This is a genomic window from Natronobiforma cellulositropha, from assembly GCF_025629245.1.
Taxonomy (GTDB): domain Archaea; phylum Halobacteriota; class Halobacteria; order Halobacteriales; family Natrialbaceae; genus Natronobiforma; species Natronobiforma cellulositropha.
In genome coordinates this window covers 104,027-119,366 of sequence record NZ_JANZXN010000003.1, presented here as the reverse complement: position 1 = coordinate 119,366, position 15,340 = coordinate 104,027, and the positions used below count along the sequence as shown (strand labels likewise).

The 15,340-nt window shown below is 67.5% G+C and carries 18 protein-coding genes; 14 read left to right on the top strand and 4 right to left on the bottom strand.

Annotated elements, in window-relative coordinates:
• Window positions 1-74: 74 nt before the first annotated feature.
• A complete protein-coding gene (locus tag N0B15_RS00640; protein ID WP_263005037.1) occupies window positions 75-581 on the bottom strand; it encodes a 2'-5' RNA ligase family protein in 507 nt (168 codons plus the stop codon).
• 77 nt (window positions 582-658) lie between these two features.
• Window positions 659-907: a DUF7554 family protein gene (locus tag N0B15_RS00635; protein WP_263005036.1), complete on the bottom strand. Its 249-nt coding sequence runs from the start codon at window positions 905-907 to the stop codon at window positions 659-661.
• A 102-nt stretch (window positions 908-1,009) separates the two neighbouring features.
• Between N0B15_RS00635 and N0B15_RS00630 the strand changes: the two genes are divergently transcribed.
• The 10 genes from N0B15_RS00630 (at window position 1,010) to argF (ending at window position 11,694) form a co-directional block, all read left to right on the top strand.
• Entirely contained in the window at window positions 1,010-2,182 is a 1,173-nt protein-coding gene (locus N0B15_RS00630) for a helix-turn-helix transcriptional regulator (protein ID WP_263005034.1), read from the top strand.
• Window positions 2,183-2,559: 377 nt separating this feature from the next.
• A complete protein-coding gene (locus N0B15_RS00625; RefSeq protein WP_263005032.1) occupies window positions 2,560-3,780 on the top strand; it encodes an argininosuccinate synthase in 1,221 nt (406 codons plus the stop codon).
• Between the two features lie 4 nt (window positions 3,781-3,784).
• Window positions 3,785-5,239 (top strand): argininosuccinate lyase, encoded by a 1,455-nt coding sequence (argH, locus tag N0B15_RS00620; protein WP_263005031.1) that lies wholly within the window; start codon window positions 3,785-3,787, stop codon window positions 5,237-5,239.
• Window positions 5,240-5,446: 207 nt separating this feature from the next.
• Entirely contained in the window at window positions 5,447-5,611 is a 165-nt protein-coding gene (gene lysW / locus N0B15_RS00615; RefSeq protein WP_263005029.1) for a lysine biosynthesis protein LysW, read from the top strand.
• Window positions 5,612-5,685: 74 nt separating this feature from the next.
• The gene (lysX, locus tag N0B15_RS00610) at window positions 5,686-6,558 is read left to right on the top strand and encodes a lysine biosynthesis protein LysX (protein ID WP_263005028.1); all 873 of its coding nucleotides are present in this window, start codon (window positions 5,686-5,688) and stop codon (window positions 6,556-6,558) included.
• On the top strand, window positions 6,558-7,604 hold the full coding sequence (argC, locus tag N0B15_RS00605) for an N-acetyl-gamma-glutamyl-phosphate reductase (RefSeq protein ID WP_263005026.1): 1,047 nt from the start codon (window positions 6,558-6,560) through the stop codon (window positions 7,602-7,604). Before lysX ends, argC begins: the two co-directional genes overlap by 1 nt.
• Window positions 7,605-7,683: 79 nt before the next feature.
• On the top strand, window positions 7,684-8,544 hold the full coding sequence (locus N0B15_RS00600; protein ID WP_263005024.1) for an acetylglutamate/acetylaminoadipate kinase: 861 nt from the start codon (window positions 7,684-7,686) through the stop codon (window positions 8,542-8,544).
• A complete protein-coding gene (locus N0B15_RS00595; RefSeq protein ID WP_263005022.1) occupies window positions 8,541-9,692 on the top strand; it encodes an aspartate aminotransferase family protein in 1,152 nt (383 codons plus the stop codon). Before N0B15_RS00600 ends, N0B15_RS00595 begins: the two co-directional genes overlap by 4 nt.
• Window positions 9,689-10,780 (top strand): [LysW]-lysine hydrolase, encoded by a 1,092-nt coding sequence (locus N0B15_RS00590; protein WP_263005021.1) that lies wholly within the window; start codon window positions 9,689-9,691, stop codon window positions 10,778-10,780. Before N0B15_RS00595 ends, N0B15_RS00590 begins: the two co-directional genes overlap by 4 nt.
• Entirely contained in the window at window positions 10,777-11,694 is a 918-nt protein-coding gene (argF, locus tag N0B15_RS00585) for an ornithine carbamoyltransferase (RefSeq protein WP_263005020.1), read from the top strand. Before N0B15_RS00590 ends, argF begins: the two co-directional genes overlap by 4 nt.
• Before the next feature lie 37 nt (window positions 11,695-11,731).
• Here argF and N0B15_RS00580 read toward each other — a convergent pair whose 3' ends face one another.
• Entirely contained in the window at window positions 11,732-11,947 is a 216-nt protein-coding gene (locus N0B15_RS00580; RefSeq protein WP_263005019.1) for a hypothetical protein, read from the bottom strand.
• A 392-nt stretch (window positions 11,948-12,339) separates the two neighbouring features.
• A complete protein-coding gene (locus tag N0B15_RS00575) occupies window positions 12,340-12,792 on the bottom strand; it encodes a DUF6789 family protein (protein WP_263005018.1) in 453 nt (150 codons plus the stop codon).
• Window positions 12,793-12,904: 112 nt separating this feature from the next.
• Here N0B15_RS00575 and N0B15_RS00570 point away from each other — a divergent pair, with 112 nt between their 5' ends.
• The 4 genes from N0B15_RS00570 to N0B15_RS00555 all read left to right on the top strand — a co-directional run bounded on the left by N0B15_RS00570 (window position 12,905) and on the right by N0B15_RS00555 (window position 15,325).
• A complete protein-coding gene (locus tag N0B15_RS00570; protein WP_263005017.1) occupies window positions 12,905-13,135 on the top strand; it encodes a DUF8001 family protein in 231 nt (76 codons plus the stop codon).
• A gap of 78 nt (window positions 13,136-13,213) precedes the next feature.
• The gene (locus tag N0B15_RS00565) at window positions 13,214-13,600 is read left to right on the top strand and encodes a helix-turn-helix domain-containing protein (RefSeq protein WP_263005016.1); all 387 of its coding nucleotides are present in this window, start codon (window positions 13,214-13,216) and stop codon (window positions 13,598-13,600) included.
• Window positions 13,601-13,645: 45 nt separating this feature from the next.
• Window positions 13,646-14,905: a threonine synthase gene (gene thrC, locus N0B15_RS00560; RefSeq protein WP_263005015.1), complete on the top strand. Its 1,260-nt coding sequence runs from the start codon at window positions 13,646-13,648 to the stop codon at window positions 14,903-14,905.
• Between the two features lie 87 nt (window positions 14,906-14,992).
• On the top strand, window positions 14,993-15,325 hold the full coding sequence (locus N0B15_RS00555) for a hypothetical protein (RefSeq protein ID WP_263005014.1): 333 nt from the start codon (window positions 14,993-14,995) through the stop codon (window positions 15,323-15,325).
• Window positions 15,326-15,340: the final 15 nt, after the last annotated feature.

Sequence of the window (15,340 nt, the reverse complement as noted above, 5' to 3'; positions counted from 1 at the left end):
GACGTAAGCAGACATGAGTCACTCGATCGTCCGCTCTCCCTACCGCGTCCGTTCTCCCCACTGCGTCCGTCCGCTCACGCGGGTAACGACACCCGACTCACCGGCAGCTTGTAGGTGCCATCGAAGAACTCGAGTTCGCTCACCGTCCACCGGATCGGCTCGATCTCGCGCTCGAGCAGCCGGTCGGCGTCGGCCGGGTCGCCCCCGCGGGCGAGGGTCACGTGGGGAACGTAGTCGGGACCCTCGAGTCCCTCGACGGCGCCGAAGGTCTCGACGAGGTCGGCGTGGATACGCTCGAGTCCGGGGCTCTCGACGGCGAGGTAGACGACGGGGGCGCTGCCCAGCGGTGGGTCGGCGAAGGCGGCGAGACCGGTGACCTGGGCTTCGACGGCGGGTGCGCCCTCGAGTGCGCGGTGGACGCGTCGGCCGAGTGCGGTGGCGTCGTCGGTGTCGGCGTCGCCGAGGCGTTTGAGCAGGAACGAGTGCTCGTCGCGGACGGTGTCGAACGCCCGTAGCTCGGGGTAGAGTTCCATGGCGAGTGCGCGAATGCGCCCCGGAACGGGGACGTTGACGCTGTACACGCGGGTCGGTAGGGGTGCCCGTAAAAAGAGTGTAGTGTTTCGTGGCGTGTTCGCCGGCGGTACGGTCTGGACCCGCGCTAGCGGCCGCCGGTCCACTGTCGGATGACCAGGAACCAGAGCGGGACCAGGACGACGACTGCGAGCACCAGAAGCGGCGGGAGCATCGACTCGAGACCGCCGGAGAGCCAGCCCGCGAGGGTGTCGACGATCTGCAGCACCAGCAAGACGGCGACGAGGGCGAGGACGACCTTCAGCAGCGTCTCGACCTCGAGTTCGGCGCGGTCGGCACCGGTCTCGGTGTTCGCTCCGACCTGTTTACGATCCATACGGTCGGCGACGAACGACGGTCAGAAAAGCGTATCGTCGGCGCGCTCGCCCCTCGAGACGGTCGGAAAGACCTATTTAGCCGCACGCGCCATCACGAGGTAATGGAGCCTCGGGTGGGCTGGGCGCTGTGTTGCTGGATCGTGGTGCTCGTGTTGGTCGTCGGTGGCGGCGCGACAGCGACCGCGTCCGACACGCCCGAACCCGCTCTCGTCGCCCCCGCCTTCGAGCACGCCGTCGACTCGAGCGCCGGCACCGCCCAGGACGAGGACGACATCTCGCTGGCGGGCTACGACGAGATCGGCGTCGAGATCGACCTCCACGGTAACGGCACCGCGAACTGGGAGGTCGAGTACCGGTATCGCCTCGACGACGGCAACGAGAGCGTCGACTGGGAGCCCTTACGCGAGGACGTCGAGGACCGTCCGGAGGCGTACGTCGAGTGGTTCGAGGCGGACCGCCTCGAGATGCTCGCCGCCGCCGAGGAGACGACCGAGCGGGAGATGTCGCTCTCGCGGTTCGCCGTCGAGACCGACGACGCGAGCGTCTCGCCACAGGAGTACGGCAAGGTTCGCTTTACGTTCGCGTGGTCGTCGTTCGCCCACGTCGAGGTGAACCGGATCGAAGTCGGCGACGCACTCGAGGGGTTCGTGATGGACGAACGGATGCACCTCGTCGTCTCCTGGCCCGAGGGGTTCGAGGATACGGCGATCGAACCCACGCCGGACGACCGCCGGGAGACGGCGGTGATCTGGTACGGCGAGCAGACCCAGGAGTTCGTCGACGACGAGCCACGCCTCGATCTGATTCAGACCGGCAGCGACGGGAACACGCCGCAGCCAGTGGAGGAAGACACCGACGACGGTTCGCCACCACTCTCGCTGCTGGCGGGTCTCGGTGCGCTCGCGCTGGCTGGGCTCGCCGTCGCCGTCTGGTGGTACAGACGGGCAGACGGCTCTCCGGGACCGTCGCCGCAGCCACCCGAACCCCGCTCCGAAGACGCCGCGGCCGCGGCCGACACGACACCGGAGACGAACGGGCCGCCACTCGAGTTGCTGAGCAACGAAGAGCACGTCCTCCGGCTGCTCGAGGAACGCGGTGGTCGGGTCAAACAACAGGAGGTGGTCGCCGAACTCGAGTGGACCGAGGCGAAGACGAGCCAGGTCGTCAGCGGCTTGCGCGAGTCGGGCGAGATCGACGTCTTCCGCATCGGCCGCGAGAACGTCCTGACGGTGCCGGACGACGACCTCGACGGGCCGGCCGACTCGACCGACTGAGGGTTCCCGTCCTCGCCAGCTACTACTTATACGTCGCCCGTCGCGCCCCTGGTGGGTGTGTGAACTGCCAGCAGGGGGCGCCCACCGTCCCCTGGCCGAACTGAACCAGAATCCTTTAATACCCCTCTCGACAGTGTGTTCTAGTAGATGGTCGACGCTCCGTCATCCGCCGCTGGCGCGCTCGAGAGCACCGCGACCGGCGTCCCACGACGACCGCGGCCGGGCCGGTAGGCCCACTCTTATCTCCATCCCCGTTTCCGTGTCTTCCCCACCTGCCGACACTCGGTGATTTTTCGGTTAGCGGCGGCTCTGCCACAATTTTACAGGATTAATATCGATGAATTTAAGCCCGTTCTTCGGTAGTACTCGAGTACGACATGACACGCGTTGCACTCGCGTTCTCGGGCGGACTCGACACCACGGTCTGTGTCCCGCTGCTCGAGGAAGAATACGGATACGACGACGTCATCGGCGTCACCGTCGACGTCGGCCAGCCGGCCGAGGAGTTCGACGAAGCCGAAGAAACCGCCGACGCGCTCGGTCTCGAGCACTACGTCGTCGACGCGCGAGCGGAATTCGCCCAGCTCTGTCTCGAGGGCGTTCGCGCGAACGCGACCTACCAGGGCTATCCCCTCGGTACCGCACTCGCCCGGCCGGTCATCGCGAACGCGATTCTCGAGGTCGCCCTCGAGAACGACTGTGACGCGCTGGCACACGGCTGTACGGGCAAAGGAAACGACCAGCTCAGGTTCGAAGCGGTCTGGCGAAGCTCGGATCTCGAGGTCTGTGCGCCGGTGCGCGAACTCGGTCTCACCCGCGAGTGGGAACTCGAGTACGCCGCCGAGCGCGACCTCCCCGTCGACGGCGGCAACGACGGTGCCTGGAGTATCGACACCAACCTCTGGAGTCGCTCGGTCGAGGGCGACGAACTCGAGGACCCGAACTACGTTCCCCCGGCGGACATCTACGAGTGGACCCAGGACCCGACCGGCGAGACCGAGGAGATCGTCATCGGCTTCGAGGACGGCTACCCCGTCTCGGTCGACGGCGAGGAACTCGAGCCGGTCGCCCTGATCGAGCACTTGAACGAACTCGCCGGCTCGTACGGCGTCGGCCGCACCGACTCGATGGAAGACCGCATGCTCGGGCTGAAGGTGCGCGAGAACTACGAACACCCCGCGGCGACGACGCTGCTCAACGCCCACGAGGCGCTCGAGGGACTCGTCCTCACCCAGGAGGAACGCGAGTTCAAACAGCTGATCGACCAGCGCTGGTCGAAGAAGGGCTACGAGGGCCTGATCGACGCGCCGCTCGTGCGCGCACTCGAGGGCTTCATCGCCGAGACGCAGACGCGCGTCACCGGCACCGTCACGATCCGCTTCGAGGGCGGACAGGCCCGCGCGGTCGCTCGCGACAGCGAGTACGCCGCCTACTCGGCCGCTCACGCCTCCTTCGATACCGAGACCGTCGGCGACATCACCCAGGAGGACGCCACCGGCGTCGCGAAGTACCACGGGTTCCAGCGCCGGTTAGCCAACAACGTGATCGACCGCGAGGACGAGACCGTCTCGCTCGCGACCGACGGCGGAGACGACTGAGACGATGACCGGAGAGGACTCCGACGAGAGCGTGGTCCGCCGCGACCGCTTCAGCGGCGGCCCTGCCCGGGGCTTTCTCTCCTCGCTCGCCGCCGACGAACGCATCTTCGCGGCCGACCTCGCGGTCGACCGCGCACACGTGGTGATGCTCGCGGAACGGGACATCGTCGACGCCGAGGTCGCCGGAGCGATTCTCTCGGCGCTCGAGTCGGTCGAAGCCGACGGCCACGGCGGTCTCCCCGGCGGCGAGGACGTCCACGAGGCCATCGAGACGGCCGTCATCGAGCGCATCGGTCCCGACGGCGGGAAGATGCACACCGCCCGCTCGCGCAACGACGAGGTCGCGACCTGCATCCGCCACCGACTGCGCGAGGACGTCCTCGAGACGCTCGAGGCGACGCTCGCGCTACGCGAGGCGCTGTGTGCGGTCGCCGCCGCCAACCTCGAGACGACGATGCCCGGCTACACCCACCTCCAGCCTGCCCAGCCGACGACGGTGGCTCACTGGGCGCTCTCGTACGAGGCGGCCATCGGGCGCGACACGGAACGCTTACTCGAGACCTACGCCCGGGTCAACCGCTCGCCGCTCGGGGCGGCCGCCTTCGCCGGGACGACCTTCGATATCGACCGCGAGCGCACCGCCTCGCTGCTGGGTTTCGACGGCGTCCTCGAGAACTCGATGGACGCCGCCTCCGCGCGTGACTTCGCGCTCGAGACGACGAGCGCGCTCTCGGTGCTCGCGACGACGGTCTCCGGTCTCGCCGAGGACGTCATCCTCTTCGCGAACCGCGGCTTTCTCGACCTCGCCGACGACTACTCGTCGACCTCGTCGATCATGCCCCAGAAGAAGAACCCGGACACGCTCGAACTCGCTCGCGCGGTCGCGGGCGACGCCGCGGGCGGCGTCGGGGGGCTGACGACGACGCTCAAGGGACTCCCACGGGCGTACAACCGCGACCTCCAGCGGGCGACCCCGCACGTCTGGCGGACGGTCGACGCGGTTTCGGAGGCGACGCGGGTCGCCGCGGGGGCGGTCGCGACGGCCGACTGGAACGTCGACGACCTCGCCGCCGAGGCGGGTGCGGGCTTCTCGACGGCGACCGGCGTCGCCGACCTGCTCGCGGCGAACGGCCTGCCGTTCCGGACGGCCCACGAGGTCGTCGCCGAGGCCGCAGAGAGGGGCGCAGACTACGACGCCCTCGAGTCGGCGGCCCAGGACGTGCTCGGCGACTCGCTCGCCGCCTTCGTCGACCCCGCCGCCGTCGAGGCGGCGCTCGACCCCGCAGCGAGCGTCGCCTCGCGCGACTCACTCGGCGGGCCAGCGCCCACCGCCGTCGAGGCGGCGCTCGAGCGTGCGGAGACGACGCTCGAGACGGACTCCGGGAGGGTCGCCGAGCGCCGTGACGCGCTGGCGGCGGCGCTCGAGACGCTCGAGGCGGAGGTGTCCGCGTATGTGTGACCCTCACCTTCGGGTGCTCTCACCGCGTCGGTGGGCCCGGCGACCGCCGCCGTCCCCGCCCGGGGACAAACTACCTACCTGATGATACGGACGCACCCATCTGGCACGCGGTAGCACTCTCGGCCGAAGAGACGGGAGTCTGGATAACATAATTTTCGTGATAAGTTCGAAGGGTTTAAGGGCGATGGTCTCCGAGTGGGAGGTACAATGACCGAATGCGTCGAGTGCGGGGCCGAGGTGACCTTGCACGACGATCTGGAAGTTGGAGAGATCGTAGACTGTACGACCTGCGGAGCCGAGCTGGAAGTCGTCGACACCGAGCCGCCAGTCCTCGAGCGAGCCCCGGAGCTCGAAGAGGACTGGGGTGAGTGATCGTGTCGAACGGCACAGCCACATCCACACTACCCACGGCCGGTTCACTGGCCCACGAGGACATCTAGAAACACATGAACGTCGGATTACTCTACTCCCGGATTCGTAAGGACGAGAAGCTTCTGTTGACGGAGCTTCGCGAGCGCGGCCACGACGTCGAGAAGATCGACGTCCGCAAACAGCGGTTCAACCTGGCCGAGGCTCCGGACGCCTTCACGGACCTGGACATCGTGATCGACCGCTGTCTCGCGACCAGCCGCAGCCTCTACGCGACGAAGTTCTGCGAGGCCTACGGCGTCCCGGTCGTCAACGGCAACGAGACGGCCGAGATCTGCTCGGACAAAGTCAAGAACAGCCTAGCGCTCGAGGCCGCGGGCGTCCCGACACCGAACACGGACGTCGCGTTCACCACCGAGGCCGCTCTCGAGTCGATCGAGACCTTCGGGTACCCCTGCGTGTTGAAGCCGGTGATCGGCTCCTGGGGCCGCCTGATGGCGAAGATCGACTCTCGAGACGCCGCTGAGGCGATCTTAGAGCACAAAGCCACGCTGGGCCACTACGAACACAAGGTGTTCTACATCCAGGAGTTCGTCGAGAAACCGGGTCGAGACATCCGCGTGCTCGCCGTCGACGGCGAACCGGTCGCCTCGATGGCGCGCTCCTCCGAGCACTGGCTCACCAACGCCGCGAAGGGCGCAGAGACCGAGCCGTTCGAACTCGACGACCGCGCGCGCGAACTCGTGCAGCTCTCGAGCGACGCCGTCGGCGGCGGCCTGCTGGGCGTGGACCTGATGGAAGCTGGTGACGATTACACCGTCCACGAGGTCAACCACACCGTCGAGTTCAAGGCGCTCGACGCCGCCGTCGACCTCGACGTCGCCGGTACCGTCGTCGACTGGCTCGAGGCGAAAGCCGAGGAAGCGGGCGAACTCGAGGTGAGCGCCTGATGTGTGCCGATACGCTGACCGCGTCCGTCGTCGGCGGTAGCGGCTTCACCGGCGGCGAACTCCTGCGCTTGCTCGCGGGCCACCCGAACTTCGAGATCGCACAGGCGACCAGTCGTTCGTACGCCGGCAAGAGCGTCGGCTCCGTCCACCCGCCGCTGCGCGGCACCGAACTGCGCTTCAGCGAACCCGACGACCTAGAGAGCGTCGATGTCCTGTTTACGGCGACGCCCCACGGCGTCTCGATGGGCCAGATCGACGAGTTCCTCGAGATCGGTGACACCGTCGTCGACCTCTCGGCCGACTTCCGGCTGAACACCGAAGAACAGTACGAGGAGTGGTACGAGGGCCACAGCGCGCCCGAGTACCTCGAGAAGGCTCAGTACGCCCTCCCCGAGATCAACCGCGAGAACCTCCCGGGTGCGGAGCTGATCGCCGGTGGCGGCTGTAACGCCACCGCGACGATTCTGGGACTCTACCCGCTGTTCGAACACGGGGTTCTCGAGGGCGGCGAACAGATCGTCGTCGACGTGAAAGTCGGCTCCTCCGAAGGGGGTGCCGGCGGCGGCGAGGCCTCGAGCCACCCCGAGCGCTCGGCGGTCGTCCGCCCCTACGCGCCGACGGGCCACCGCCACGAGGCCGAGATCGAACAGTTCCTCGGCACCTCGGTGGCGTTCACCGTCCACGCGGTGGACATGATCCGCGGGGCCAGCGCGACCGCCCACGTCTTCCCCTCGGGACCGGTCTCGAAGGGCGACCTCTGGAAGGCGTATCGCGGCGAGTACGAGGACGAACCGTTCGTCCGCATGGCCGCCGGCGGTGGGGGCATCTACCGCTACCCCGAGCCGAAAGCCGTCGCGGGCACCAACGTCGCCGAGGTCGGCTTCGAACTCGATCCCTCGAACAAGCGCATCGTCGTCTTCTCGGCGATCGACAACATGATGAAGGGATCGGCCGGCCAGGCGATTCACGCCGCGAACATCGCACTCGGTCTCGAGGAGACCGCCGGACTCGAGTTCCTCGGTCTCCACCCCGTGGGGGCACCATGACTACGCCAAGACGTTCCTGCTCGCGTTGCTGTGCAGGCTGCGACTCGTCTAGTCACACTCGCCACCGGAGGTGGCTCGCGTGACAGTGGTCGTCAAGATCGGTGGCGCCCGCGCCGTCGATCCGAAGGGTGCGCTCGCGGACGTTGCGCAACTCGTCGCCGAGGGCGAGGACGTCGTCCTCACTCACGGCGGTTCGACCGCCGTCGACGAGACGCTCGAGGAACTCGGCGAGGAACCCACCTACGTCGAGACGCCCGGCGGCGTCGTCGGCCGATTCACCGACGAGCGGACCATCGACGTGTTCAAGATGGTCATGCCGGGGAAGCTCAACACCGACCTCGTCGAAGCGCTCCAGAATCTCGAGGTGAACGCGGTCGGGCTGACCGGCACCGACGGCAAACTGCTCGCGGGCAAGCGCAAGTCCGCCGTACGCGTCCTCGAGGACGGCAAGAAGAAGATCAAACGCGGCGACCACTCCGGGAAGATCGAATCGGTCAACGCCGACCTCCTCGAGACGCTGCTCGCCGGCGGCTACGTGCCCGTCGTCTCCGTCCCGATGCTCGGGAAGGATCGTGACGGCGGCTACACGGCCGTCAACGCCGACGCAGACCGCGCGGCCGCCGCCGTCGCGGGCGCGCTCGAGGCCGACCTCGTCCTCCTCACCGACGTCTCCGGCGTCTACGAGGATCCCGACGACGAGTCGACGCGGATCGACGCGGCGGCCACTCCGGCCGAGTTCGAGACCGTCACGTCGGCCGCCGAGGGCTTCATGACGAAGAAAGTGATGGCCGCCCGGGAGGCACTCGAGGGCGGGGCTGCCTCGGTCGTCGTCGCCGACGCGAACGCCGAGGACCCGATCTCGGGTGCGCTCGCGGGTGACGGAACGACCATCGAACCCACTGCGCTCGCCGACGGGACGGAGACGGAGGCTGCTCGATGAGCGACCTCGATTTCGTCTCCGGCACGAAACCGATCCCGATCGAGCGTGGCGAGGGGGTGTACCTCTACGCGCGCGACGGCACCGAGTACGTCGACGCCGGCGCGAGTTACGCGTGTACGCCGCTCGGCCACAGCCACCCCGCGGTCGTCGAGGCGGTCCAGGAACAGGCCGGGAAGCTGACGTTCGTCGACTCCTCCTATCCGGTTCGCTCGCGTGAGAACGCCTACGCGGCGCTGGTCGCGAGCGCGCCCGACGACCTCACCCAGGCGTGGTTCTGTAACTCGGGGACCGAGGCCAACGAGGCCGCCCTGAAGTTCGCTCGCTCCGCCACCGGCAACTCGAAGATCGTCGCCGCGACCCGCTCGTTCCACGGCCGGACGATGGGGTCGCTCGCGGCAACCTGGAAAGACAAGTACAAGAAACCGTTCGAACCGCTGGCGGGCGACGTCGAGTTCGTCCCCTACGGCGACGCCGAGGCGCTCGCGTCGGCCGTCGACGAGGAGACGGCGGCGGTCATCCTCGAACCCATCCAGGGCGAGGGCGGCATCAACGTTCCACCCGAGGGCTACCTCGAGACCGCCCGCGAGTGTACCACAGACGCCGGTGCGGCGCTCGTCTTCGACGAGGTCCAGACCGGTATGGGCCGGACGGGCCAGATGTGGGCCTGCCAGGGCGTCGGCGTCACACCCGACATCCTGACGACGGCGAAAGGTCTCGGCAACGGCCTGCCGATCGGCGGGATCGTCGTCCGTGACTGGATCGCAGACGGGGCGGCCTCGCACAACGCGACGTTCAGCGGCGGTCCCGTCGTGACCGCCGCCGCACACGCGACCATCTCGACGCTGGTCGAGGAGGAGTGGCCCGCCCACGCCGCCGAGATGGGTGACTATCTCACCGCCGAACTCGAGTCGGCCGTCGGCGACGAGATCCGCGAGATCCGCGGTGAGGGACTGCTCCTCGGCGTCGAGTTGAAACGCGGCGCGAACCGTGTCGCTCGCGACTTGGCGCTCGAGCAGCAGGTGCTGGCGCTGCCTGCGGGCCGGACCGTCTTGCGCCTGCTCCCGCCGCTCGTGATCGACGAGGCGGAAGCCGATGGACTCGTCGAGGCGATGGCTGCGGTGATCGCGCCGACGACAGACGCACAATGAGCATGAACGCAACCACGAACCCCCACGTATCGACTGCAGAGGCACGCGAGTTACTCGTCGACCTCGTCTCGATTCCGTCGCCTTCCGGTGAGGAGGCGGAGGCCGTCGAGGCGCTCGTCGAGTTCTTCGAGCGCCACGGCCGGGAGGTAAGCGTCGACGAGGTCGGCAACGTCCGTGCACCGGCCGACGACGCCGTCCTCCTGACCTCGCACGTCGACACCGTCCCCGGCGAGATTCCCGTCGAGGTCGAAGCGACCGACGACGACGAGGTGCTGTGGGGTCGCGGGAGCGTCGACGCCACCGGTCCGCTGGCGGCGATGGCCGCCGCGGCGGTCAACACGGGTGTCTCCTTCGTCGGCGTCGTCGGCGAGGAGACGAGTTCCCGCGGTGCGCGCCACCTCGTCACCGACCGTGACCAGCCGGGTGCCGTGATCAACGGCGAACCCAGCGGGGCGACCGGCATCACGCTCGGCTACCGCGGGTTCCTCTCCGGAACCTACGTCGCGACCAGCGAGTCGGGCCACACCTCGCGGCCGGACTCGAACGCCATCCAGCACGCGATCCGCTGGTGGTCTGCGGTCGAAGACGCCTTCGAGACCGACCACTACGAACCCATCTTCGAGCAGGTGACGACCAAGCCGGTCGGCATCGACGGCGGCAGCAGCGACGACGGTCTCTCCGTCGAGGCGACGCTCGAGGCACAGCTTCGGATCCCGCCGAGTCTCGACGCCGAGTCCGTCCGCGAGACCGCAGAGACCCACCTCGAGGTCGGGACGGTCTCCTGGAACGAGCCGATTCCGCCGGTGATGGAGAGTCCGCGAACCGAGGTTGCGCGGGCGTTTCGCGTCGCGATCCGCGCCGAGGGCGGCGACCCGCGTCTGCTGCGTAAGACCGGAACGAGCGACATGAACATCTACGCCGGCGCGTGGGACTGTCCGATGGTCACCTACGGACCCGGCGATTCGGACCTCGATCACGCCCCCGACGAGCGCCTCTCGCTCTCGGAGTACGACCAGTCGGTCGCGGTCTTAGAGCGCGTCGCCTCGACGCTCGTCGAAAAGGCCGCGGAGACGGGTGAGTCGGCGTGAGCGAGCCCAGACACCTCCTGGACGTCGACGACCTCTCCTCGGCGGAACTGGTCGCCGTGCTGGACCTGGCCGACGAGTACAAACGCGCCCAGGAGACCGGCGAGTCCCACGAGGACCTGGACGGCCAGACGCTCGGCATGCTCTTTCAGAAACCCAGCACGCGCACGCGCGTCTCCTTCGAGACGGGCATGACGCAACTCGGCGGCCACGCCATCTTCCTCGGTGCCGACGACATCCAGCTCGGCCGGGGCGAGCCGCTCAAAGACACCGCACGGACGCTCTCCCGGTACGTCGACTGCGTGATGGCGCGCGTGTTCAGACACGAGAACGTCGAGGTGCTCGCCGAGTACGCCGATGTCCCCATCGTCAACGGGCTGACCGACGACGCCCACCCGTGTCAGACGCTCGCCGACCTCCAGACGATCCGCGAGCACTTCGACGGGCTCGAGGACGTCTCGGCGACCTGGATCGGCGACGGCAACAACGTCGCCCAGTCGTTCCTCCTCGGCTGTGCGCTCACCGGCGTCGACTGTACGGTCGTCACCCCGGCCGAACACACCATCGACGAGCGCATCCTCGAGCGCGCCCGTGACCTCGGCGGCGAGCCGACGCTGACGACCGACCCACAGCAGGGCGTCGCGGGCGCGAACGTCGTCTACACCGACGTCTGGGTCAGCATGGGCCAGGAGGACGAACGCGACACCCGCCTGCGTCGCTTCGAGGGCTTTCAGGTCAACGAGGAACTGCTCGAGGCGGCCGACGACGCGGTCGTCATGCACTGTCTGCCCGCCCACCGTGGCGAGGAGATCACCGACGCCGTCATCGAGAGCGAGCGTTCGATCGTCTTCGACCAGGCCGAGAACCGCCTCCACGCACAGAAGGCGCTGCTGGCGACGCTGGTCGACTCGGCCTGAGCGCTCGGCTCAGACGGGAGACCGCGGTTTTTTCGACTCACACGCTCAGATAGAGTACGTAGAGGGGAACGCCAACGATCACGGAGTAGATGATCCGATCTTCGTCGTATCTGAGCACGACGATGCCGACAACGGCGAAGAGTACGAACCTGGACAGAAACAACACCACGTTGGATGGCGGTACGGCGAGAACGATCCCGATGAACAACGCGAGCAGGAACCCGATTCTTTTGATCGCGTACGGATACTTCATCGTGAACGTCCGTCGTTCAGTGGTATAGATATTGGCTTCTCTACAAGTAAGTGATTGAGACGCTTCGACCGGACCGCGCTCCTGAAAACTCCATTATTATTGGCATCAATAAGTGCCACTGCTCATTATCGATCATTACATTACTGGGCCGTTAACTAACGATTTACCTATCAAATCACTCATTCAATGGATTTAGTATCAACATTATAATAAGGTTTGACCGCCTCCGTTCACATGCACATGCCGCTGCGACTGATACTCGCGACGTTGATGCTGGTAGGTGGACCGGCGCTTCTGGTCCTCTTCTACCTGGCGTGAACGTACGAGAGACGGGGGAATGCTGTTGAACGATGCGTTCGATGGGTGTGTCCGGTTCACACCCACTGGCTGACTCACTCGAGCGTCGCGTATACGACGCCGAGGGTCGCCCCGTAGACGACGTGGCCGACGAGGCTCGTGGTGTCGAGGTTGGGGACCATCTCGGCCATACCCAGCCAGACGGGCATGACGACGACGGCGAGAATCGCCCAGAGGAGGACCCCGTAGGCGACGCCCGCGCCCACGCCCGTCGCGAGGTCGGTGCGCTGGCGGCCTGCGGCGGTGAGGGCGACGCCGAAGACGAGACCGAGGACCGCGCCGTGGAAGAGGTGGACGCCCCACCCGGCGACCGTCCCCTCGAGTCCGTACATCGCGGGGATCATCGCCGCCAGCATGTCGGGGACCATCGCGGCCATCATCGCGCCGAAGACGACCGCGCCAGCGATGCCGCCGACGGCTCCTGCCTGCCAGGGTTCGAGTCCGGTCTCGGTCGGTGCGTCCGATCGTGTCACGGTTTCGGATGCCATACGAGAGACTGCGTCGGGTGTTCGTGTAGCCGTATCTCGGTCTGGCGTCGGCGGTGCACGACCGCGATACCGAGGGCCGCACTTTTGCCCCCCGGCCGACTATGCTCGACCGATGTCGCCGCCACTTCGGATCCGGGCCGGTGAACTCGACGCCGACGCGATTCTCGAGGCGATGCACGAGGGTCGGTGGGTCGTGATCACGACGACGGTGCTCGAGGAGGACCACGAGGTGACGCTGCGCTACGACGGGGAGCGGTACTACTGTGATACGCCGACGCGACTCCACCGACACGAGCGTGAGAGCGAGATGCGAACCTGTATTCGTGAGATGGGCTACGGGTAGTGTGTTCGCGACGAGCGACGCACCCACCGCCGCGTCTGTCTGCGGTCTCCTTTTGTTCTCGCGAGCGTACGTGTGCCAATGGCGACCGACCCGGGACACCGTCTCGACGAACTGATCGAACAGGCCGATCCACCGTTCGTGAAGGTGATGAGTTGCGTCTTCGGCATCGAAGACCACGAGACGCGCGCCTACCTCGTCCTGCTCGACCGGCCCGGGAGTACGGTCGGCGAGCTAGCGACTGCGCTCGAGCGCGACCGGAGTACGGTCAATCGCTCGCTGTCGACGCTGTGTGACCGGGGACTCATCGAGCGCGACCGGCGACTGCTCGAGGGCGGTGGCTACGTCTACCAGTACACCGCCCTCTCGCTCACGGAGGCGAAGGCACTGCTCCACGACGCCCTCGATGCCTGGACGGCGACGGTCCACGGGGTCATCGACGACTTCGACGGCGAGCGCGACCCGTAGCACAAACCTACGCACTTTTCCGTTCCGCGCGCTTCTCGCCACCTAATGAGTCTCAGCCTCTCCACCGAGAGCCAGGAGCCGCCCGCCGAGGCGGTCGACGGCACCTGGCTCGAGTGTATCGAGTGCGGTGAAACCTTCGCGCCCTTCGACGACATCCGCTACACCTGCGACGAGTGTGACGGGTTACTCGAGGTGCGCTACGACGACCTCCCGACGTTCGACGACTTCTCGGGTTCCGGCGTCTGGCGGTACAACGCGGCGCTGCCGCTCGAGACGGGCGTGACGATCCAGGAAGGTGCAACGCCGCTGTATCGCGTCCCGCGACTCGAGGAGAGCGTCGGTGTCGAGGCGCTACGGATCAAACACGAGGGGATGAACCCGACTGGCTCGTTCAAAGACCGCGGCATGACCGTCGGCGTCGCCGTCGCACGGGAACTCGGCGTCGGCCGCCTGGCCTGTGCCTCGACGGGCAACACGAGTGCCGCGCTCGCCGCCTACGGCACCCGCGCGGACATGGAGACGCTCGTGCTCCTGCCGGCAGGGAAGGTCGCCGCGGGCAAGGTCGCCCAGGCCAGCCTCCACGGCGCACGCATCCTCGAGGTCGACGGCAACTTCGACGCCTGTCTCGACATCGTCCAGGACCTCGCCGGCCGGGGGGAGGCCTACCTGCTGAACTCGCTGAACCCGTTCCGACTCGAGGGCCAGAAGACGATCGGACTCGAGATTCTCGAGGCGTTCCTCGCCGATTACGACGCGGTGCCGGATCGGATCGTCCTCCCCGTCGGCAACGCGGGCAACACCGCGGCGCTGTTCAAGGCGTTTCGCGAACTCGTCGCCTCCGGGGAGCTAACGCCGGAGGACGTCCCGAAACTGACGGGTGTCCAGGCCGAGGGCGCTGCGCCGATGGTCGAAGCGATCGAGAACGACGCCGACGAGGTCAGACGCTGGGACGAGGTCGAGACCCGTGCGACGGCCATCCGCATCGGCAACCCCGTCAACGCACCGAAGGCGCTGCCCGGCATCCGCGAGACCGGCGGGACGGCGGTCTCGGTCACCGACGAGGAGATCACGGCCGCCCAGCGCGACCTCGCGGGCGAGGGCATCGGCGTCGAACCCGCCTCCGCCGCCTCGCTCGCGGGCCTGCGGAAACTGCGCGCCGAGGGCGTCGTCGACGCCGACGAGCGCGTCGCCTGTCTGACGACCGGCCACCTGCTGAAAGACCCCGACGCGGCCGCCGCGGCGGGCCAGGATCCGGAACCCGTCCCCGCCGACACCGACGACGTGCTGGCTCACCTCCAGCGCTAGTCGCGGACACACGGCTGATTCCCGTCTGACGTGTCTGACGTGCGACTGACCCACACTTTTCCTTCCGTCGCCTGTACACTAGAGCCGATGTCTCCCGCACATCGACCGCTCTCCGCCCTCGATACGGCCAGTCACGCCAGCGACTCGAGCGCCGAGTCTGCGGCTGCCCGACCCGCTGACGCATCCTCCTCCGCGCGTGCTCCCTCGAGTCAGACTCCCGACACACTCTCGCGCCCGCGTGCCCGACTCGCGACGGAACTCGAGTGTGTACGTTTCCGCGCCCGCGTCGAGGAACTCGAGGCGACTGTCGACGCCTACGAACGGCCGCTCGAGTCGCGCACCGAAGCGCCCACTCCGAGTGGACGGGCGGACTGGTGCGCTCGTGTGCGCCAGGTGCTCACGCCGACGCGGTGGCTGTAGGTTCGTTCACCGACG

What these genes read in the sequence shown, in the direction of transcription:
- N0B15_RS00635 (WP_263005036.1), bottom strand. Translation starts at nt 907, where the DNA reads ATGGATCGTAAACAGGTCGGAGCGAACACCGAGACCGGTGCCGACCGC.
- N0B15_RS00630 (WP_263005034.1), top strand. Translation starts at nt 1,010, where the DNA reads ATGGAGCCTCGGGTGGGCTGGGCGCTGTGTTGCTGGATCGTGGTGCTC.
- N0B15_RS00625 (WP_263005032.1), top strand. Translation starts at nt 2,560, where the DNA reads ATGACACGCGTTGCACTCGCGTTCTCGGGCGGACTCGACACCACGGTC.
- argH (WP_263005031.1), top strand. Translation starts at nt 3,785, where the DNA reads ATGACCGGAGAGGACTCCGACGAGAGCGTGGTCCGCCGCGACCGCTTC.
- lysW (WP_263005029.1), top strand. Translation starts at nt 5,447, where the DNA reads ATGACCGAATGCGTCGAGTGCGGGGCCGAGGTGACCTTGCACGACGAT.
- lysX (WP_263005028.1), top strand. Translation starts at nt 5,686, where the DNA reads ATGAACGTCGGATTACTCTACTCCCGGATTCGTAAGGACGAGAAGCTT.
- argC (WP_263005026.1), top strand. Translation starts at nt 6,558, where the DNA reads ATGTGTGCCGATACGCTGACCGCGTCCGTCGTCGGCGGTAGCGGCTTC.
- N0B15_RS00595 (WP_263005022.1), top strand. Translation starts at nt 8,541, where the DNA reads ATGAGCGACCTCGATTTCGTCTCCGGCACGAAACCGATCCCGATCGAG.
- N0B15_RS00590 (WP_263005021.1), top strand. Translation starts at nt 9,689, where the DNA reads ATGAGCATGAACGCAACCACGAACCCCCACGTATCGACTGCAGAGGCA.
- N0B15_RS00580 (WP_263005019.1), bottom strand. Translation starts at nt 11,947, where the DNA reads ATGAAGTATCCGTACGCGATCAAAAGAATCGGGTTCCTGCTCGCGTTG.
- N0B15_RS00575 (WP_263005018.1), bottom strand. Translation starts at nt 12,792, where the DNA reads ATGGCATCCGAAACCGTGACACGATCGGACGCACCGACCGAGACCGGA.
- N0B15_RS00570 (WP_263005017.1), top strand. Translation starts at nt 12,905, where the DNA reads ATGTCGCCGCCACTTCGGATCCGGGCCGGTGAACTCGACGCCGACGCG.
- N0B15_RS00565 (WP_263005016.1), top strand. Translation starts at nt 13,214, where the DNA reads ATGGCGACCGACCCGGGACACCGTCTCGACGAACTGATCGAACAGGCC.
- thrC (WP_263005015.1), top strand. Translation starts at nt 13,646, where the DNA reads ATGAGTCTCAGCCTCTCCACCGAGAGCCAGGAGCCGCCCGCCGAGGCG.
- N0B15_RS00555 (WP_263005014.1), top strand. Translation starts at nt 14,993, where the DNA reads ATGTCTCCCGCACATCGACCGCTCTCCGCCCTCGATACGGCCAGTCAC.